This is a genomic window from Pseudomonas sp. GW821-FHT09C09 (assembly GCF_059418105.1).
Window position 1 is genome coordinate 21,401 of sequence record NZ_JBWKPF010000008.1, and the last position, 18,543, is coordinate 39,943.

At 58.3% G+C, this 18,543-nt stretch carries 17 protein-coding genes and 1 other RNA gene; 6 read left to right on the plus strand and 12 right to left on the minus strand.

The annotated features are described in order from the left end of the window. Positions 1-65 precede the first annotated feature (65 nt). From AC07NR_RS23070 to AC07NR_RS23110, 9 genes are all read right to left on the minus strand, one after another. A complete protein-coding gene (locus tag AC07NR_RS23070) occupies positions 66-1,577 on the minus strand; it encodes a TRM11 family methyltransferase (RefSeq protein ID WP_495079561.1) in 1,512 nt (503 codons plus the stop codon). A gap of 401 nt (positions 1,578-1,978) precedes the next feature. Next, positions 1,979-2,461: an isochorismatase family protein gene (locus tag AC07NR_RS23075; RefSeq protein ID WP_495079562.1), complete on the minus strand. Its 483-nt coding sequence runs from the start codon at positions 2,459-2,461 to the stop codon at positions 1,979-1,981. A 67-nt stretch (positions 2,462-2,528) separates the two neighbouring features. After that, positions 2,529-2,918: a transfer-messenger RNA gene (gene ssrA, locus AC07NR_RS23080) on the minus strand. Between the two features lie 95 nt (positions 2,919-3,013). After that, complete coding sequence (locus tag AC07NR_RS23085) at positions 3,014-3,292, minus strand: PA2433 domain-containing protein (protein ID WP_495079563.1); 279 nt, start codon at positions 3,290-3,292, stop codon at positions 3,014-3,016. 130 nt (positions 3,293-3,422) lie between these two features. After that, positions 3,423-6,245 (minus strand): FAD-binding and (Fe-S)-binding domain-containing protein, encoded by a 2,823-nt coding sequence (locus AC07NR_RS23090; protein ID WP_495079564.1) that lies wholly within the window; start codon positions 6,243-6,245, stop codon positions 3,423-3,425. After that, positions 6,242-6,913 carry a LutC/YkgG family protein gene (locus tag AC07NR_RS23095; RefSeq protein WP_495079565.1) on the minus strand — a complete coding sequence of 224 codons (672 nt, stop codon included), beginning with the start codon at positions 6,911-6,913 and terminating at the stop codon, positions 6,242-6,244. Before AC07NR_RS23095 ends, AC07NR_RS23090 begins: the two co-directional genes overlap by 4 nt. Further along, positions 6,913-8,367 (minus strand): LutB/LldF family L-lactate oxidation iron-sulfur protein, encoded by a 1,455-nt coding sequence (locus AC07NR_RS23100; RefSeq protein ID WP_495079566.1) that lies wholly within the window; start codon positions 8,365-8,367, stop codon positions 6,913-6,915. Before AC07NR_RS23100 ends, AC07NR_RS23095 begins: the two co-directional genes overlap by 1 nt. Then, complete coding sequence (locus AC07NR_RS23105; protein WP_495079567.1) at positions 8,364-9,188, minus strand: (Fe-S)-binding protein; 825 nt, start codon at positions 9,186-9,188, stop codon at positions 8,364-8,366. The genes AC07NR_RS23100 and AC07NR_RS23105 overlap by 4 nt, the downstream gene beginning before the upstream one ends. 161 nt (positions 9,189-9,349) lie before the next feature. Next, positions 9,350-11,044, minus strand: coding sequence for a lactate permease LctP family transporter (locus AC07NR_RS23110; RefSeq protein WP_085729534.1), 1,695 nt, complete (start codon positions 11,042-11,044; stop codon positions 9,350-9,352). 261 nt (positions 11,045-11,305) lie between these two features. On the opposite strand from AC07NR_RS23110, the gene AC07NR_RS23115 reads away from it, so the two are divergent. Continuing rightward, entirely contained in the window at positions 11,306-12,073 is a 768-nt protein-coding gene (locus AC07NR_RS23115) for an FCD domain-containing protein (protein ID WP_085729535.1), read from the plus strand. Between the two features lie 50 nt (positions 12,074-12,123). Here AC07NR_RS23115 and smpB read toward each other — a convergent pair whose 3' ends face one another. Then, a complete protein-coding gene (gene smpB / locus AC07NR_RS23120) occupies positions 12,124-12,606 on the minus strand; it encodes an SsrA-binding protein SmpB (RefSeq protein ID WP_007953781.1) in 483 nt (160 codons plus the stop codon). Between the two features lie 119 nt (positions 12,607-12,725). On the opposite strand from smpB, the gene AC07NR_RS23125 reads away from it, so the two are divergent. Genes AC07NR_RS23125 through AC07NR_RS23135 form a run of 3 tightly spaced genes read left to right on the plus strand, consistent with a single transcriptional unit; the run spans position 12,726 to position 14,878 of the window. Beyond that, positions 12,726-14,129: a sodium-dependent transporter gene (locus tag AC07NR_RS23125; RefSeq protein ID WP_114881374.1), complete on the plus strand. Its 1,404-nt coding sequence runs from the start codon at positions 12,726-12,728 to the stop codon at positions 14,127-14,129. Between the two features lie 7 nt (positions 14,130-14,136). Then, complete coding sequence (locus AC07NR_RS23130; RefSeq protein WP_003221509.1) at positions 14,137-14,571, plus strand: type II toxin-antitoxin system RatA family toxin; 435 nt, start codon at positions 14,137-14,139, stop codon at positions 14,569-14,571. Then, positions 14,564-14,878, plus strand: a complete 315-nt coding sequence (locus AC07NR_RS23135) for an RnfH family protein (protein WP_085711860.1) — start codon at positions 14,564-14,566, stop codon at positions 14,876-14,878. Before AC07NR_RS23130 ends, AC07NR_RS23135 begins: the two co-directional genes overlap by 8 nt. 61 nt (positions 14,879-14,939) lie before the next feature. On the opposite strand, the gene AC07NR_RS23140 is transcribed toward AC07NR_RS23135, so the two are convergent. Beyond that, positions 14,940-15,467: an outer membrane protein assembly factor BamE gene (locus tag AC07NR_RS23140; RefSeq protein ID WP_085711859.1), complete on the minus strand. Its 528-nt coding sequence runs from the start codon at positions 15,465-15,467 to the stop codon at positions 14,940-14,942. A gap of 97 nt (positions 15,468-15,564) precedes the next feature. On the opposite strand from AC07NR_RS23140, the gene fur reads away from it, so the two are divergent. Continuing rightward, the gene (gene fur / locus AC07NR_RS23145) at positions 15,565-15,969 is read left to right on the plus strand and encodes a ferric iron uptake transcriptional regulator (RefSeq protein WP_064119476.1); all 405 of its coding nucleotides are present in this window, start codon (positions 15,565-15,567) and stop codon (positions 15,967-15,969) included. A gap of 75 nt (positions 15,970-16,044) precedes the next feature. Here the strand turns inward: fur and recN are convergent, their stop codons facing one another. Beyond that, complete coding sequence (recN, locus tag AC07NR_RS23150; protein ID WP_248738354.1) at positions 16,045-17,718, minus strand: DNA repair protein RecN; 1,674 nt, start codon at positions 17,716-17,718, stop codon at positions 16,045-16,047. Between the two features lie 240 nt (positions 17,719-17,958). On the opposite strand from recN, the gene grpE reads away from it, so the two are divergent. Next, the gene (grpE, locus tag AC07NR_RS23155) at positions 17,959-18,528 is read left to right on the plus strand and encodes a nucleotide exchange factor GrpE (protein ID WP_085685597.1); all 570 of its coding nucleotides are present in this window, start codon (positions 17,959-17,961) and stop codon (positions 18,526-18,528) included. Positions 18,529-18,543 lie beyond the last annotated feature (15 nt).

Sequence of the window (18,543 nt, forward strand, 5' to 3'; positions counted from 1 at the left end):
GCGAGCCTCAAGCAGAACCTTACCGACGGTGGCTGCCCTGGGCGACACCTTTTTACCCGCAACTCTCATACGCCTCCCCATGAGCGAGTTACTAAAATCCACTCGGTAGCCATAGTTGAGCCTTCACTGTTTTTCGATGCCATCCTTTTACGGGAGCTGGGCAGCACACGCTCTATAATGGTAACTATTTCATGCCCATTCGCGGTAAGAAATTCTTTAGTTATATCTACCAGGGGAAAAGTTTTACCTCCTATTCTTCTTTCTCCGAGGGTGAAAAAGCAGAATGCACCAAGCTTTAGTCTAGGGCTAATCATCATTAGTGATTCGCGATAGTCTCGGCAAAAAGATAAAGCTTTCTTCCTAAGGTGATCAGTATGCTCGATTTTGGTTATAAAGCTATTCAGTGAAGGCGAAGCTGTGCAAAGTTCGTCTCTTGCAAGATCAGCATACCTCAACGAACCACCCAGGCTTAATGTGTCAATTCGCGATGTAGAGCCCAATAGAAAAGGATCAAATCCATCATGTAGATCAATCGGATCAATCCAGCGAAGTGCAAGGTAACTATGCTGTCCATATGGAACTGTGGTTTTGTTGTCTCCATATGGTGGTGAAGTCATTAATACATCTGCAAGCTTTGGGGCTTTGCATATGCCCGAAACTGGGCCGGATGTTAGCACGGCCTGAGGAAATACTTCTTGATTTGGCCTTGTCGAAATCCTTGACCAGTGCAACTTTAATCGAGAGAGATTTTGTTCACTGACTATCTTGAAAACTTTAATAGCATCAGTTTCTCGCTTTGCGATATCTTCCTGGCTATATGTGTGTAATTTGAAAGTTGAAACCCTAGAGTTTGATACCAATCTTATGGTTTCAGCAAGGCACACCCATAGAAACTTCCGAACAGCTTTGCTAGGGTGCTCAACTATTGATTTGCGCAACCTGCTCAAGCCATCTTTTATTTCAGGTTTAAACCACTTGTCTATGTTGGGAAAGTCAAAAGCACAAGACGGCGAAGCTTTTGCCAAAGTGACTACAAGAGAAACAGCTTTCGAGGCGGTATCAACATCCGGCGGAGTAGATTTTACCTCGCACAGCAATATGGCCATTGGATTAATATCACTTCCGTAATAGTTAATCCCTCTATATAAGCTCTCTAACATAACAGTGCCTGAGCCCGAAAAGGGGTCGTACACTAGAGAAATATCGTTTTCCACAGCGATCAAGTCATCCAGCAGTGCTCCTTGCAGCTCAGGAACCATCATAGCGGGATACTGAAAGAGAGCATGATTTCCAGATCTGCTTCTCAGCTCAGAAAATGCCCAAAAGTTGCTATCGCAGTCAGTCCGTGATGACAATCGACGACGCAGCTCTGCTGATTTTTTATCCGTGTTACCACATAGGCCGGTTTGCCTAGTAGCCATATAAACCCCCAATCCATAAACAAGCCCTAAATCTACACTTGTCCGAGTTTCTTCCACATTCGCCAGTAATCTGCCTTGGGACTCATGCTCAAGAAGCTCCTCAGACCTACCTTCACAAGCTTGTAAGGGTGTCTGCCAGATCATCGTGTAGGACATCAGCAGATAGCAATTTCCAAAGTGTCTTTACGCTTCTGAGATATCAGCCCGTTCTCTGAGCCTCATCCTTGCTGCGCCCGAGCCATCTCAAAGAAGTCACGTCTGGTAAGGTGGGGCTTCCCTCCAACTCGACATAATGCCATCACATCCTTGCTGCGGACTAGGCTCTGTACGAAATCTCGAGAAACCCCAATCGGCGCCGATCGAAAAGCTGAAATCTTGTGAGGACCCCTTTCCCATTTGTCTTCGAGTGTCGTTCTTATGACGAGGCTCCATGATTTCAGGCTCCCGGCGAGCTCCTTTGGTAAACCATCTTCCTGATTGCAGTGGAGCGCGAAGACTGGAGCTCGGAAGCATCCTGAACCAATTCATAAAAGTCGATGCGTGCTGTGGGAAATTTCCTAGGACGCCTGCAAACAGGAGCGAAGTTCGCTCGACGTCAGTGTGTGCTTGAAGTGGTGTTCCCACAGCCGCACACCCAGCCCACCCGAACGATCCAGCGACGAACCCATCGTCAGATCCGTCAGCAACGTCGGCTGCAACCCAGCATCAAACAGCGCAAAACCGGCGGCGAGGCAGCAAGTCTCGGTCTGCAGACCACAGACCAGCACGCGATCCAGGTTCAGGCTTTTGAGGTATTCAATTGTGTCCGGGGAGGGCGCGTAGCCATATTTGATGAAGATGCGGTCTGCGGCGATAAGGCATTCATCGTCTGCCGCCGGGTGCCAGCCGAGCTGGCGTTGGAACGGTGTGCGGGTTTCATCATGGCGCTCGACCGTGGCGATGCTGGGCAGCGTGCCGATGAGCGGCCGGATGCCTTCGACCAGCCATAGCGGCGGGGAAAAGCAGGGTTGGACGTCTATGACCAGCAGGGCCTGGCGCATGAGCTCTCCGGATATAAATCCCCAGATGCAACAAGGCCCGCACTTGGCGGGCCTTGTCGTTGAGAGTTGGTGGAGCCGGGGGGATTTGAACCCCCGTCCGCCAGTACTCCGCTGTCGGTACTACATGCGTAGCCGTGTCTATTAAGTTAACCCTCAGCGACCCGACGGGCAGGGTGCTTTGGGCGAGTTGTGTAAGTTTTAGCCGCTTCGTCCACAACGTACTGCACGGCGATTCTGTTCTATATGACAATCATTTCGGGTTTACAGACATCCCCTGATGATTGCTGGGCCCGAAGGCACCAGGAGTGCATGTCAGCTGCAATTAAGCAGCGAGAGCAGCACCGTATTGGTCGTCATTGGCAACTATAAGAAGTTGCAACAGTGGATTTACGACTTCTGTTACCAAGTCGGCATGCACCTAGAGTTTCGCAACCGGCGTCGAATCCTAAACGGCCCCGAACTCATTGCCCGGTACATCTGTTCGAGCAACAAGCACGCGCAGTGTACGCCAAACGGCCCGCAAGGCCAACCCGAAGGTTGGCCGGGCCTGGATCAATTGTTGGTGCCACTGGATTTGCGCAGTTCCAGAATGGTTTGCGAGGTTTCCGCAACGCAGTCATCGATCTTGCCCTGGGCCTTGAGCGCCTGAGCCTTTTGCACGCTGGTTTCAGCACGCTGACTCAGTTCGGGCGACGATGACAGCTGCCCCTTGGCATTGTTGATGGTCTGGATGTTGGCATCGCACAGGTCGGCAGGCTTGTCTGCAGCAAAGGACGTGGTAGCCATCATCGAGGCAGTAACGAACAGACCTAACAGTACAGAACGTTTCATATGAATCTCCTTGAACTGAGGGATCCCGACTTCGCTGGCCGTCAGGACGGGCAACCGAATGGAGGAAAAGCCCCGATTGTTCGGGGCCTGTTCTGTGGACTGCTCTCGTTCGCAGGGGTTCTATTTTTCTTCAGATGGCGGTTTCACGGGGTTTGGCCCGGGTCACTCGATCCACCAGATAGACCAGTCCGTGGTAGTCGATGCCGCCATGTTGTGTCAGACCGATCTCACAGGTGCGGCTGGTGGAAATCCCTTCACTGCAATGCTGAACCGCATCCTTGAGGGTGCGCAGGGAATGGCTGTTCAGCTCCGGCGTGGTGAAACCCTTGTCGCCGGCAAAGCCGCAGCAATGAATGCCCTCGGGGATGACCACGTTCTTGCTGCACTTGCGCGCCAGTTCGATCAGCGCCTGGCTTTCCCCCAGGTGTTGAGTGCTGCACGTCACATGAACGGCAATCGGTGCTTCCTGCGGCGTGAAATCCAGACGATCCATCAGATGCGTACGGATAAAACGCACAGGGTCATACAGATCCAGGCGAACATTTCCCACATCCTGCACCAGTCGCAAGGTGCAGGGGCTGGTGTCGCAATAGATCGGATCGAGCCCGCCACGGCTGGCGTGCAGCAAGGCGCCGATCAGTTCCTGACGCTTGTGCTCGGCCTGTTCGGCGTAGCCTTTGGAGGCGAAAGGCTGACCGCAGCAGAGGTTGTCCAGATTGTCCGGGAACACCACCTGATAACCGGCCTTTTCCAGCAGGCCACGGGTTTTGTCGTACAGCGACATTTGCTCCTTGTCGCTCGCTGCCGGTCCCATCACCCGCGATACGCAGGCTGCCAGATACACCACGCGCGGGCGTTCGTCCGAGACGGTCGGACTGAGGCGAATGGCTTTTTCCGGCTGAGGCATGGCATTGGTCCACTGCGGCACCTGGCCCTTGGACAGGCGCGTCAGCGTCGCCGAAAGTTTCGACAGACGCGGGGCCCCCAGCAACATCCGCGCACCGTTAGCCACGTGCAGGGTGAAGCGCGCCCCTTGCAGGGTGGTGGCGAAATTTCCTTCGATCCAGTTGGCGGCTTTCTGATGCGTGGCGTGACGGCTGCGAAGCTTTTTCACCAACTCGCCGGTGTTGATGCCTACAGGACAACGCTGCGCGCACAAACCGGTCGCGGCGCAGGTGTCGATGCCCTGGTATTCGTAGGCTTTTTCCAGTTCGGTGGTGTCGATCCCGGCGCGTTTTCGCGCCTGAATATCGCGCCAGATCACGATGCGCTGACGCGGACTCAGGGTCAGGCCTTTCGATGGGCAAACCGGCTCGCAGAAACCGCACTCGATGCACTTGTCCACAATCTCGTCGGCCGCCGGCAGCGGCTTCAGGTGCTTGAGGTGAATCTGCGGATCTTCGCTGAGCACCACGTCCGGATTGAGAATGCCGTTGGGGTCGAGCAGGCGCTTGAGCTGCCACATCAATTGATAGGCGTCGCTGCCCCATTCCAGCTCGACAAACGGCGCCATGTTGCGCCCGGTGCCGTGCTCTGCCTTCAGTGAGCCGCCGAACTCCACGGCCACCAGTTGCGCCACGTCGTCCATGAACGCCTGATAGCGTGCGACTTCTTCCGGGCTGTTGAAGCCTTGGGTGAAGACGAAATGCAGATTGCCTTCCAGCGCGTGTCCGAAAAGGATCGCTTCGTCGTAGTGATGTTTGTCGAACAGCTCGATCAGACGGTTCACGCCGATTGCCAGTTGTTCCACCGGGAAGGTGACGTCTTCGATGATCACCGTGGTGCCGGTCTTGCGCACGGCGCCGACGGCGGGGAAGGTGTCCTTGCGGATGGCCCAGAGGCGGGCGTTCTCGACCGGGTCTTCGGTGAAATCGACCTGTTTTTCCACCGGGAAGTCGCTGAGCGAGGCCATGATCTGCGCCAGTTGCTCTTGCAGCAACGTGGAAGAGGCGGCGCGGGATTCGATCAACAACGCGCAGGCGTTGTTCGACAGGTGCTGTACGAAATCGGGCATGCCGGGTTTGTTCTGCACCGAGCGCAGACTGCGGCGGTCGAGCAGTTCCACGGCGGACACGGGCTGATTTTTCAGCACGGTGACGGCGTTGCAGCAGGTTTCCACGTCGGGGAACACGATCAGTGCCGAGGCTTTGTTCGGGTGGTCGATCACTGTGTCGTACGTTACCGCGCTGATGAAGCCGAGTGTGCCTTCGGAGCCAACCAGCAAGTGACTCAAGATATCCACAGGCTCATCGAAATCCACCAGCGCATTGAGTGATAGGCCGGTGGTATTTTTCAGACGGTATTTGTGGCGGATTCGTGCGGCCAGTTCGGCATTGGCGCGGGTCTCTCGGCCCAATGTCGCCAGGCGTTCCAGCAGTTCAGCGTGGCTCGTTCGAAACGCCGCGACACTGGAAGCGTCCTCGGTGTCGAGTCGGGTTCCGTCGGCCAAAACCAGACGAATCCCGGCCAACGTGTGATAGGTATTTTGCGCGGTGCCGCAGCACATGCCGCTGGCGTTGTTGGCGACGATGCCGCCGATCTTGCAGGCGTTGATCGACGCCGGATCCGGACCGATCTTGCGCCCGAATGGCGCGAGCCAGGCGTTGGCCTGGGCACCGATCACGCCCGGTTGCAGGCGGATCTGCGTGCCCTGGCCGCGAATTTCACGGGCATTCCAGTTATCCCCAAGCACGATCAACACCGAATCGCTGATCGCCTGGCCGGACAGGCTGGTGCCGGCGGCGCGGAAGGTCACCGGCACCTGATCGCGCTGGGCCAGTTTCAGCAGCGCCACCACTTCATCTTCGGATTCGACGCGGATCACCAGTTGTGGAATCAGCCGGTAGAAACTGGCATCGGTGCCGAAGGCCAGGGTCGACAATGGATCGTCGAACCGCCGTTCGGCAGGAATCAGTTGCTGCGCATCGCGCAGGAAAGTCGCCGGTAGGGTCATTGGTCCTCCAGGATCAACACCACCAGGTCTTTCGGGCCGTGGGCGCCGTAGGCCAGCACTTGTTCGATGTCGGCGGTTTTCGACGGGCCGGATACCAGCAACGCGTTGGTCGGCATGCCCTGGGCCCACTCGAATTCCTGTTGCACTTGATAGAAGTTGTCGCGGATCTGGCTGGCCTTGAGCAGGGCGAAATGCACCGGCGGCACCAGGCTCATCAGCCGTGGTTCTTCGCGGGTCGGCCAGAGAATCAGGCTGCCGGTGGCGGCAATGGCACCGAGGGTGCCGGTGAGGCTGGCCGGGGTGTCATTGAACAGCTCGGCTTTCCAGTCTTCCATCGGTCGGTCGTAGGATTTCAGTGTCGGTAGATCAGGATTGTTCGCCCAGTGTTGTGTGATGCGCTGCCCGTGAGGCGTAGTCGGTGCGATCAACAGGCTCGGCAACTGACGGTCGCGCAGTAATTGCGCGAGCACCGCCGGCCACGCTTCAGCGGACGTCAGATGGATTTCGGTGTGCACCGCTTCCATCAGTTTGCGCAGTTGCGGGATCCGTTGTTCGGCGCTGTAGGTGTAAGGCTGCGTCACCAGATCGACATCGAAGTTGTCGGCAATCGGTGTGGTACCCGTCAGACTTTTACGCAACTTGCCGAGGATGTTTTGCTTGGCGCTCATCAACGGTCTCCTTGTTTGGCCAGGTGCTCGCGAGCCATGTCATGCAGTGAGCGGGCGGCGGGTTTGGGAGCGCTGTGGTTCTGCGTCCACGGGCCGATGTTGTTCGGCGCAAGGGCGCGTAGGCGCGTGGCGAAAAATGCAAACAGTCGATACAACGTCGGCGAGCTGTTGAGCTGCGCCCAGGCGTTCCAGATAAAGCGTTCCTTGCGCGAATACTTGCTGCCCTGGCCGCGCATCACTTGGTGAGGACTGTCGGGGGCTTTGACGTTTTCTTCGCGCAGGCGACGCAGCAACGCGGGGATCGGAATCTTCACCGGGCACACTTCACCGCAGGCGCCGCACAACGAAGAGGCGCTCGGGTGATCCGGGACTTTCGCCAGGCCGACCATGTGCGGGGTGATGATTTTTCCGATCGGGCCGGGGTAGACCTCGCCGTAGGTGTGGCCGCCGACGCGGGTATAGACCGGGCAATGATTCATGCAGGCACCGCAGCGGATGCAATTCAGGGTCTGGCGCAGTTCGCTGTCGGCAAACGCCTGGCTGCGGCCGTTGTCGAGCAGCACCAGATGCACTTCCTGCGGGCCGTCGAGTTCGTGTTCCTTGCGCGGGCCGGAGATCATGTTGACGTAGGTGGTAATCGGAATGCCCAGCGCCGAGCGGGTCAGCAACGACAGCAGCGGCACCACGTCGCGCAGGTTTTCCACGACTTTTTCGATGCCGGTAACGGCGATGTGCACCGGCGGCACGGTGGTGGTCATGCGCCCGTTGCCTTCGTTTTCCACCAGCAGCAGGGTGCCGGTTTCGGCCACGGCGAAGTTGACACCGGAGACGCCGATATCCGCTTCGAAGAATTTCTGCCGCAGGACCCTACGACCGATCTGAATGAGTTGGTCAACGTCCTTGGTGTATTCCACGCCAAGTTTGTCGTGGAACAAGGACGCGACCTGACCGGCATTCTTGTGGATTGCCGGCATGATTATGTGAGAAGGCTTCTCGTGGTCGAGCTGGACGATGTACTCCCCCATGTCGGACTCCAGACATTCAATGTCCCGAGCCTCGAGGAAATGGTTCATCTCCATCTCTTCGCTGACCATCGATTTGCCCTTGATCACTTGCCGCGCCTCATGAGCACGGATGATCGAAAGGACGATGCCATTGGCCTCGTCCACCGTTTCCGCCCAGTGCACTTTCACACCGTTGCGGGTCAGGTTCTGTTCCAGTTGCTCGAGCAGGTCGGGCAACTTGGAGAGCGCGCGGGCACGGATTGCATTGCCCAGCTCACGCAGGTGTTCTCTTTCGTGGGCATCGCTGAAAGCCGCTGCCCGCTTGGTCATCAGTGAATCCATCGCGGTGCGGAAGTTGTTCCGCAACTGCGAATCGCCCAGGGCGTTGTGCGCCCGGGTGCGGAAATCTTCTTCTACGGCAATCGTAGGAATAATCGTGGAAGTGCTCATCGCGCACCTCCGGTTCGTTGCCAGAGGAAACTTGCCAGGTGTTGCCCGCGCAGCGCTTCCTGCTGTTTTTCCAGCGAGCCGTTGATGTTCATCAAGCAGCCGCAATCGGCACTGAGTACCTGATGCGCGCCGGATTCCTTCAACGCCCGGGTCTTGTCGGCCACCATCGCGCCGGAAATGTCTGGCATACGGACGCTGAATGTCCCACCGAAGCCACAGCATTCGCTTTCATGGTCATGGTTGACCCGTTCCACGTTGCTCAACTGCGCCAACAACTCGCGGCCGTGCAGGTGGGTGTTCATTTCCCGCCGCGCCGAACACGAGGTGTGCAGCGCCACTTTCACCGGTTCGCCGCTGTCCTTGAGCTGCACCTTACAGACGAACAGCAGGAACTCGGCCAGCTCATAGGTGCGGGCCGCCAGGGCCTGAACCTGTTTCAACGTTTCCGGCTCGTCCTTGAACAAGTCGGAGTAATGCTCACGGATCATTCCCGCGCAGGAACCCGACGGCACCACCACCGGATAATCCCCGGCAAACAGCGCCAGTTGCGAGCGCGCCACCGTCCGCGCCTGCTCGGTGTAACCCGAGGTATAGGCCGGTTGTCCGCAGCAGCTCTGCCCTTGCGGGTAGTCGACCCGAATGCCTTCGCGTTCCAGCAAGTGGATCGCGTCCATCCCGGCTTCCGGGTAGAACAGGTCGACCACGCAAGTGCCGAACAGGTAGACCCGCGACGGTTTCTCGTTCGGGTACTGCCGGGGTTCTGGCAGTGGCGGTGCGACGCGAGTGGCGTTGGGCACTGCGTTGTAAAAAAGCTCGCTCATCAGGCGTGTCTCCGGGTGGGCCCGGTTATCCGTCTGTGAGGCTGCCGAATATAGAGCGTGTTGCTTTCAGCAGCCTTACAGACCGGGTCGTGAATTGCTGACGCCGGAATCACGAACCGGCGTCGGTTATTTCCATGCTTCTGGTAGTCTTCTTGTCGTTATCAATGCACCAGCATGCCGGTGAACCAGTAGGCCTGAGCCAAAGTGATCAGGCCGACAATCGTTGCAAAGAATAGGCTGTGCTTGAGGGTGAAGCGGAACAGATCGGATTCCTTGCCCACCAGCCCGGTCGCGGCGCAGGCCACGGCAATCGACTGCGGCGAAATCATTTTGCCGGTCACACCGCCGCTGGTATTGGCCGCCACCAGCAAGGTGTCGTTGACCCCGATCTGGTGCGCGGTGGTCGCTTGCAGCGAACTGAACAGCGCGTTGGACGAGGTATCGGAACCGGTGAGGAACACCCCCAGCCAACCGAGGAACGGCGAGAAGAACGGGAACGCCGCGCCGGTCGCTGCCAGCACCAAAGCCATGGTCGAAGACATGCCGGAATAGTTGGTCACGAAGGCAAACGCCAGCACCATGCCGATCGACAGAATTGGCCAGCGCAGTTCGTAGAAGGTCTCTTTCAAAGTGGTCAGACCAGTTTTGAAGTTGATCTTCAGGATGACCATCGAGATCAGCGCGGAGAAGAAAATCGCCGTGCCGGTGGCGGAAATCGGGTCGAGTTTGAACACCGCCGGGATGGCCGTCGGTGTGGCGACGATAGGCGCAGTCTTGATCACCAGTTGATCCAGGTGCGGGATCGCGAAGTTGAACACCCAGGCGTACATCGAACCACCAGCGGCAAACATCGCCTTGAACGGTTTGAGGGTCCAGATGGTGACCAGCACGGTGAGGATCAGGAACGGTGACCAGGCCTTGAAGATTTCCCCGAGGCTGTAAGGGGATTCGATGGTGGTGCGTTTCTGGCCGAAACCGCCGACGCTGGCAGTGACCGCCACGTTCGACGTTGCACCGGCAATCTGTGCGCCCGCAGTGCGTTTTGGCTGCCAGACTTTCAGGAACAGGGTCAGTGCGATCAGGCTGGCCAGGGCTGAGGTGATGTCCGGCAGTTCCGGGCCGATGAAGTTCGAAGTGAAGTACTGGGTCACGGCGAAGCTCAGGCCGGCAACCAGCGCCGCTGGCCAGGTTTCACGCACGCCGCGCAGGCCGTCCATCATGAACACCAGCCAGAACGGCACGAACAGCGACAGCAGCGGCAGTTGGCGGCCGGTCATGGCGCCGATCTTGAACGCGTCGATACCGGTGACTTGCCCGGCGACGATGATCGGAATCCCCAAGGCACCGAACGCGACCGGCGCGGTGTTGGCAATCAGGCACAGGCCGGCGGCGTACAGCGGGTTGAAGCCCAGTCCTACGAGCAGTGCAGCGGTAATCGCCACTGGCGCGCCGAAACCGGCCGCACCTTCGAGGAACGCACCGAAGCAGAAACCGATTAGCAGCACCTGCAGACGCTGGTCGTCGGTGATCGACAGCACCGAACTGCGGATGACTTCGAACTGACCGCTCTTGACCGTCAGTTTGTAGAGGAACACCGCCGCGACAATGATCCAGGCAATCGGCCACAGGCCATAGGCGAAACCATAACCGGCGGCGGCGAACGCCATGTCCACCGGCATCTGGAACGCAAAGATCGCCACAAGAATCGCCAGCGCCAGCGTGATGCTGCCGGCGACATGGCCTTTGAGGCGAAACACCGCCAGGGCGAGGAAGAAGAAAACGATAGGAATGACGGCCGCGAGTGCGGACACGCCGAGACTGCCGAGCGGGCTGTAGAGCTGTTGCCAGGTTTGCATATGGGGTGGCCCCTAATTGTTGTTGGTCAGGCACTGTCAGCGTTCTTGGTTAATTGGTAAGACCAATTTACAATCGCTGTTGGCTAGGGTAAAAGCCTTGATGTCGGTGTGTCAATTTGCCGCCCTGAAACTTTCGTCGAATCACCGGTGCAGACTCGATCTGATCCGGTCCGGGGCGTTTCATCTGGCAGGTGTCGGCAAGGCGCCGATAGGCCAGAATAGAGAGCCCGGCGAGTGGTCGGGCTCGTGGAGAATTGAGTGATGGGGTTTGATCAGATACGTCAGCGCCGTTTGTCTGACGATATTGTCGAGCGGCTCGAGGGGATGATCCTCGAAGGCACGCTGAAGTCTGGCGAGCGCCTGCCGGCCGAGCGCACATTGGCGGAGCAGTTCGGTGTTTCCCGACCTTCGTTGCGCGAGGCAATCCAGAAACTGGCGGCCAAGGGGTTGCTGGTCAGCAAGCAGGGCGGCGGCAATTACGTGGTGGAAAGCCTGGGCTCGACCTTCAGCGATCCGTTGCTGCAACTGCTGGAAAGCAATCCTGAAGCCCAGCGCGATCTGCTGGAATTTCGCCACACACTGGAGGCATCGTGCGCTTATTACGCAGCATTGCGTGCCACGGATGTGGATCGCGAGCGACTGACCGCCGCGTTCGAAGAGCTACAGGACTGCTACTCGCGCCATGACGAAGTGAGTCGGGCGGAAGAGGGCGCGGCGGACGCTAAATTTCACCTGGCCATCGCCGAGGCCAGCCACAACGCTGTGTTGCTGCACACCATTCGCGGGTTGTTCGACTTGCTCAAGCGCAACGTGGTGACCAACATCGGCGGCATGTACAAACAGCGCACGGAAACCCGCGACATGCTGATCACGCAGCATCGGGAACTGTATCAGGCGATTATCGAAGGGCGTGCGGAGCAGGCGCGAGAGGTGTCCAGCCGACACATTCTGTATGTACAGGAAGTGCTGGAAGAAGTGCGTCAGGAAGTACAGCGCATGGCTCGGGCCGAGCGGCGCAAAGGGATGTAAGCATGACCGTTCCCGTGCCGGGCGCGGGAACGGTCATTCAGGCAGAGGAATCAGTCTTCCTTGCCCTTGTTGCGCACCGCACGCTGCAGCTCGCGACCAGCGTCGCGTTCGCGTTCGGTATCACGCTTGTCGTATTCCTTCTTGCCCTTGCCCAGAGCGATTTCGCACTTGACCATGTGCTTGCTCCAGTACCAGGACAGGCACACGCAGGCATAACCCTTCTGCTGCACGGCGGCGGCCAGCTTGTCCAGCTCGCGGCGGTTGAGCAGCAGCTTGCGGGTGCGGACCGGGTCGGCGATGACGTGGGTGCTGGCAGTCATCAACGGCGTGATGTGACTGCCGAGCAGCCAGGCTTCGCCGTCCTTGAGCAGGACGTAACTGTCGACCAGTTGCAGCTTGCTTGCCCGCAGACTTTTTACTTCCCAGCCGGCCAGGACCAGACCAGCCTCGAACTTGTGCTCGATGAAGTAATCGTGTCGCGCCTTTTTGTTCTGCGCGATGGTCCCTGTTGGGTGTTTCTTCTGTTTAGCCATAGGGGCGGCATTATATGGAGATAAACGGCTGTCGGCTACGGTGATGCTGCGTGCTTGAGCAGGTTGAGTGAATCCCGGACAATGCGGCCTCTTTTTCTAACGCTTGGGCGTGATAAACGATGTCGACAGACAAGGTTTCTGTCCACGGCAGTTGGGCTAGCCGCTGGGTTTTCATATTCGCCGCGACCGGTTCGGCCGTGGGATTGGGCAGCATCTGGAAGTTCCCCTACATGGTCGGGGTCTACGGTGGCGGCGCCTTTGTGCTGATGTTTCTGGCCTGTATCGCCCTGATCGGCATTCCGGTGATGCTCGCCGAAACCCTGATCGGCCGGCGTGCCCGCCAGAGTCCGGCGAATGCCCTGAAGGTGCTGGCGCTGGAGGCCGGGCACTCGGGCAAGTGGTCGTGGGGCGCGTTCGCCGGGATGATCACGGCGTTGCTGATCCTGTCTTTCTACAGTGTGGTCGGCGGTTGGTCGCTGGATTACATCATCGATATGGGGCGTGGGGATTTCCAGGGGGCGACGGCCGATCAGGTGGGCGCCTACTTTGGTAATGTCATCGCCGACCCTTGGCGCATCACACTGTGGCACACAGTGTTCATGCTGCTGTCGGCGGTGGTGATCGCCAAAGGCGTGGTCGCCGGGCTTGAGCGCAGCCTGCGGATCATGATGCCGTTGCTGTTCGTGATGGTGCTGGTGTTGCTGGGTTACAGCATGACCACCGGGCATTTCATGGAGGGCGTGCACTTCATGTTCGACTTCCACCCGGAGAAAGTCCTCGACGGCTTGCTGCCGGCCATGGGGCACGCGTTCTTCTCCCTGAGCGTGGGCGTGGGCTCGATCATGATTTACGGCGCCTACATGACCAAGGAAGCCTCGCTTTCCGGCACCGTCGTGGGGGTGGCGCTGCTCGACACCTTCGTTTCGCTGGTCGCCGGTCTGGCGTTGTTTCCGATTGTGTTCGCCGGCGGTTTGAACCCGAGCGAAGGTCCGGGGCTGATGTTCGTCAGCCTGCCATTTGCGTTCGGTAACGTGCTGTTCGGCCAGTTGATGGGCGTGGTGTTCTTCGTTCTGGTGGCGATCGCTGCCTGGAGTTCGGCGATTTCCCTGCTGGAGCCGATGGTCGCCTATCTGGTCGAGCGGACTAAAATCAGTCGTGCGTGGGTGACATTCTGGCTGGCGTTCACCTGCTGGTTTGTCGGCCTGGGCACGGTGTTTTCCTTCAATATCTGGAAGGAAGCGAAATTTTTCGTGAACGAAGGCGGGATGTTCCATCTCTACCAATGGGGTGCCGCAGGCGGTCTGGACTTCTTTGGTGTGATCGACTTCTTCACCTCGCGGATCATGCTGCCGCTCGGCGGGCTGTGCTTTGTACTGTTTGCCGGTTGGGTGATGGGGCGTGAAGCGGTGCGTGACGAATTGTCGATTCGCAGCCCGGCGCTGTTCGCCCTGTCTCTGTTCTTGATGCGCTATGTGGCGCCCATCGGCATTCTTGTAGTGTTTGCCACCCAGCTCTGGAAGTGACGCTTACATGACGACACATATTCAACGATCAGCGCTGCTGCCTTATCCGGCGCAATTTCTCTACGACCTGGTCAATGACGTGGCGCGTTATCCGGAGTTTCTGCCGTGGTGTTCGTCCGCGGAAGTCCTGGAAAGCTCGCCTGAACACATGCGCGCCAGTGTCGGTGTGGCCAAGGGCGGCCTCAGCCAGCACTTCGTGACGCGCAATACCTTGGTGCCGGGGCAGTCGATCGAGATGAACCTTGAGGAAGGTCCGTTCAATCAATTGCACGGGGTCTGGGTGTTCAAGGCGCTGAACGAGAAGGCCTGCAAGATCAGCCTCGATCTGTCCTTCGATTATGCCGGCCCGCTGGTACGCGCCACGCTCGGGCCGCTGTTCAATCAGGCGGCGAACACTCTGGTGGATGCTTTCTGCCAGCGCGCCAAGCAGATGCATGGTTGAGCCGGTGATCGAAATAGAAGTGGTGTACGCGGCGGTTGATCGTCAGGTGTTGCGTACGATCAGCGTGGCAGAAGGTTCGACGGTGCGTGCTGCGCTGTCGGCCAGCGGCATCGATGCCGACTTTCCCGAGCTGGATCTGGCGGGTTGTCCGGTCGGGATTTTCGGCAAAGTGATTGCCGATCCGGATGTGCGGGTTGTTCAGGCGGGGGATCGCCTCGAAATCTACCGACCGCTGCTGGCTGATCCGAAAGAGGTGCGCCGATTGCGGGCCGCCAAGGCTGCCGAGGCTAAAGCCGGAAAACAGTGATTGCGCTGATCTGCAGGCAATAAAAAACCCGGAATTTCCGGGTTTTTTATTGCGTCGCAAATTATTGCGGCGAGGTGTCCAGCGGCTCTGGTGTCGGAACCGGAACGGTTTCCACACCATCGACGTCCTTCTGGATCTGATCCAGCAGGGAACCTGGCTTGACCGGTTTTTCCGGTTTTGGCTTCTCGGCGTTTTCGGCAGGAGCGGTCACGCTGGTGCCACTGTCCTTGCCGAGAATGGCTTCGTCACGGCTCACGCCCGGCATGAAGTCACCGGACAGGCTGACAAGGCGGTCGTTAGAGTCGAAAATGACACTCATGCGTTCCTGCTGGCGTTCACCGCCACCAGGTTGCAGGCTGTACAGATAATCCCAGCGATCGGCATGGAACGTGTCGACAAGCAGAGGGTTGCCCATGATAAACCGTACTTGCGGCCGGGTCATTCCCGGGCGTAACTGGTCTATCATGTCCTGCGTGACGACATTGCCCTGCTGGATGTCGATTTTGTAAACCCCGGGGAATGAACAACCGGCGAGTGCGAGCAGTCCCACAAAGGTGAAACTGGTTAGCAAGAGCTTGGTGTTTTGCATCGGTGGGCGACTTCCACTATCTTGGCTGGGACAACGTAAACGCCGATCATACCCGCATTAAGAGAAGCTGCGAAGCAGCATCGCGAGAAAGCTGACCATGGTTGAAAATAGCGAACTACGCAAAGCCGGCCTCAAAGTGACCCTGCCACGGGTCAAGATCCTGCAAATGCTCGACTCTACCGAGCAGCGTCACATGAGTGCCGAGGACGTCTACAAGGCGTTGATGGAAGCTGGCGAGGACGTCGGTCTGGCCACGGTTTACCGTGTTCTGACCCAGTTCGAAGCGGCTGGCCTCGTGGTCCGTCACAACTTCGACGGCGGTCACGCGGTATTCGAATTGGCCGACGGTGGCCACCACGACCATATGGTCAACGTGGAAACCGGTGAGGTTGTCGAATTCGTCAGCATCGAAATCGAAAAGCTCCAGAAGGCAATTGCCGAAGAGCACGGTGTCGAGTTGGTGGATCACAACCTGGTGCTGTACGTACGCAAGAAAAAGTAAGCATGTCGCGCGAATTTCAGGTTCGCGAAACGAACGAAGGCGACCCAAGGGTCGCCTTCGTGCTTTCTGTCGTGCCTAAACCTTTGCGGTAACGACCATCTTCTTGGCGTGTGCCAGAGACTCTTTGGTCAGATCGATGCCGCCGAGCATTCGTGCGACTTCTTCTATACGGTCATTCTTGCTCAGCTTCGAGACAGCGGTGTGAGTCGCCTGATCGCCCCGCACCTTGTGCACAAATAAATGTTGATGACCCTGCGCGGCCACTTGCGGCAAGTGAGTAACGGTCAGGACCTGGCCACGTTCGCCCAGACGTCGCAGCAACTGGCCGACAATCTCGGCCGTCGGGCCGCCGATGCCCACGTCCACTTCGTCGAATACCAGTGTCGGCACGCGTGAGGTCTGGGCGGTGATGACCTGAATCGCCAGGCTGATCCGCGAGAGTTCACCGCCGGAGGCCACTTTGGCCAAGGCCTTTAATGGCTGGCCAGGGTTGGCGCTGACCAGCAGTTCGACCTGTTCGAGGCCGTTGGGCAGGAGTTCGCCGCTGGCGTTGGGGCGCAGTTCGATGGTGAAGCGTCCGCCGGGCATGCCGAGGCGTTGAATCTCCTGTTCGACTGCGCTGGCCAGACTGCCCGCAGCCTGATGGCGCAGATCGCTCAGCTCGCGAGCCTTTTCCTGATAATGACGGGCATACGAAGCAAGCTCTTCGCCCAAACGCTCGATGGATTCATCGTTGGCATTCAGGGTTTCGATTTCATCCAGCAGTTTTTGCTGCATCTCGGCGACTTCGGTCGGCTGGATCCGGTGCTTGCGCGCCAGGGTGTAAATGGCGTCCAGGCGTTCTTCCAGATACTGCAGGCGCGCCGGATCGGCGTCGAAGTTGTCGAGGAAACGATTGAGTTCACCGACAGCCTCTTCGACCTGGATCTGCGCACTGGTCAGCAAACTGCTGGCTTCACCCAGGGCACCAATCGAGTTGTTCACGCTGGACAGGCGATTAAGGCTTGCGGTCAGCGCATTCAGCACATTGCCGGAATCGCTTTCGCTGCATTGTTCGACCACTTGCCGGCAGATGCCCAGCAGGGTTTCGGCGTTGGTCAGGTTCTTGTGTTCCTGCTCAAGGTCTTCCAGTTCGTTCTCGCCGAGACCGAGGTTTTCCAGTTCTTCGAGCTGATAGCTGAGCAGTTGATGACGTGCGCGTTGCTCGTCGCCGGAGTTGGACAGGCGCTCCAGCTCCTGGCGGGTCTGGCGCCAGCGCTGGGCAGCCAGTTGTACCTGTCGGGCCAGATCGGTGGCGCCGGCGTACTCGTCGAGCAGGCGGCGGTGGGTGTCCGTCTTGAGCAGGGATTGGTGTTCGTGCTGGCTGTGGATGTCGATCAACAGCTCGCCGAGGGCCTTGAGGTCGCCGAGCGGGCAGGGCGTGCCGTTGATATAGCCGCGGGAGCGGCCTTCCGAGGTGATGACCCGGCGCAGGATGCACGGGCCGTCGATTTCCAGGTCGCGTTCGGCCAGCCAGGCGCTCGCTTCGGGAATGTCGATGAGGTCGAAGGTCGCCAGGATATCGGCCTTGTCGGCGCCCGGGCGAACCACGCCGCTGTCGGCACGATCGCCAAGGGTCAGGCCGAGGGCGTCGAGCATGATCGACTTGCCGGCGCCGGTTTCCCCGGTAATCACGCTCATCCCGCGATCAAGTTCGAGATCGAGATGTTCAACGATGGCGTAGTTGTGTACGGACAGGTGCACCAGCATAAAGGCCGCTCCCAGGCTTTAGGTCTGGTTATTTATACAGTGTTTTGTTTCGGCCTGACAATGCCCTCGCTTAGCTCGATTGGCTTGATCCGATCAAATGCTTATCGCGCCCGGGAATGACAATGCAGCACTTTTTTGTAGGGTTAATTATTGTCAGCCCTTGAAGCCTGATTTTGCGGCCCCATATACCGGGGCAGAAGCGCGAATCGAACTCGCGGACGATATTGAAAGGAGAATTCTATGGCTGACGAACAGACAGTAGATACGCAAAATCCAGAAGCCAATCAGGCGCCCGAGGCTTCGGGTGATGACCTGGCGACCCGTGTACAAGTGCTCGAAGAGCAATTGGCCGCCGCGCAGGATCAATCTCTGCGCGTAGCTGCCGATCTGCAGAACGTCCGCCGCCGCGCCGAGCAGGACGTCGAAAAGGCTCACAAGTTTGCACTGGAAAAATTCGCCGGCGACCTGCTGCCGATCGTCGACAGTCTGGAGCGCGGCCTTGAGCTGTCGAGCCCGGACGACGAAAGCATCCGTCCGATGCGTGAAGGTATCGAGCTGACCCTGAAAATGTTCCAGGACACCCTCAAGCGCTATCAGCTTGTAGCCGTCAGTCCGCAGGAAGGCGAGCCGTTCAACGCCGTGGAACATCAGGCAATGGCCATGCAGGAAAGTGCTGACCTGGAACCGAACAGCGTTCTGAAGGTGTTCCAGAAGGGTTACCAGCTCAACGGTCGCCTGCTGCGTCCGGCGATGGTCGTGGTCAGCAAGGCGCCGGCGCCAGTTTCGCCTTCGATTGACGAGAAGGCTTGAAATTAGCCGCAAGGC

Coding starts and splice junctions, on each gene's coding strand:
- smpB (WP_007953781.1), bottom strand. CDS start 12,606: ATGGCTAAACAGAAGAAACACCCAACAGGGACCATCGCGCAGAACAAA.
- AC07NR_RS23075 (WP_495079562.1), bottom strand. CDS start 2,461: ATGCGCCAGGCCCTGCTGGTCATAGACGTCCAACCCTGCTTTTCCCCG.
- AC07NR_RS23095 (WP_495079565.1), bottom strand. CDS start 6,913: ATGAGCGCCAAGCAAAACATCCTCGGCAAGTTGCGTAAAAGTCTGACG.
- AC07NR_RS23070 (WP_495079561.1), bottom strand. CDS start 1,577: ATGTCCTACACGATGATCTGGCAGACACCCTTACAAGCTTGTGAAGGT.
- AC07NR_RS23125 (WP_114881374.1), top strand. CDS start 12,726: ATGTCGACAGACAAGGTTTCTGTCCACGGCAGTTGGGCTAGCCGCTGG.
- AC07NR_RS23105 (WP_495079567.1), bottom strand. CDS start 9,188: ATGAGCGAGCTTTTTTACAACGCAGTGCCCAACGCCACTCGCGTCGCA.
- AC07NR_RS23140 (WP_085711859.1), bottom strand. CDS start 15,467: ATGCAAAACACCAAGCTCTTGCTAACCAGTTTCACCTTTGTGGGACTG.
- grpE (WP_085685597.1), top strand. CDS start 17,959: ATGGCTGACGAACAGACAGTAGATACGCAAAATCCAGAAGCCAATCAG.
- AC07NR_RS23130 (WP_003221509.1), top strand. CDS start 14,137: ATGACGACACATATTCAACGATCAGCGCTGCTGCCTTATCCGGCGCAA.
- AC07NR_RS23110 (WP_085729534.1), bottom strand. CDS start 11,044: ATGCAAACCTGGCAACAGCTCTACAGCCCGCTCGGCAGTCTCGGCGTG.
- AC07NR_RS23115 (WP_085729535.1), top strand. CDS start 11,306: ATGGGGTTTGATCAGATACGTCAGCGCCGTTTGTCTGACGATATTGTC.
- AC07NR_RS23100 (WP_495079566.1), bottom strand. CDS start 8,367: ATGAGCACTTCCACGATTATTCCTACGATTGCCGTAGAAGAAGATTTC.
- AC07NR_RS23090 (WP_495079564.1), bottom strand. CDS start 6,245: ATGACCCTACCGGCGACTTTCCTGCGCGATGCGCAGCAACTGATTCCT.
- AC07NR_RS23085 (WP_495079563.1), bottom strand. CDS start 3,292: ATGAAACGTTCTGTACTGTTAGGTCTGTTCGTTACTGCCTCGATGATG.
- recN (WP_248738354.1), bottom strand. CDS start 17,718: ATGCTGGTGCACCTGTCCGTACACAACTACGCCATCGTTGAACATCTC.
- fur (WP_064119476.1), top strand. CDS start 15,565: ATGGTTGAAAATAGCGAACTACGCAAAGCCGGCCTCAAAGTGACCCTG.
- AC07NR_RS23135 (WP_085711860.1), top strand. CDS start 14,564: ATGGTTGAGCCGGTGATCGAAATAGAAGTGGTGTACGCGGCGGTTGAT.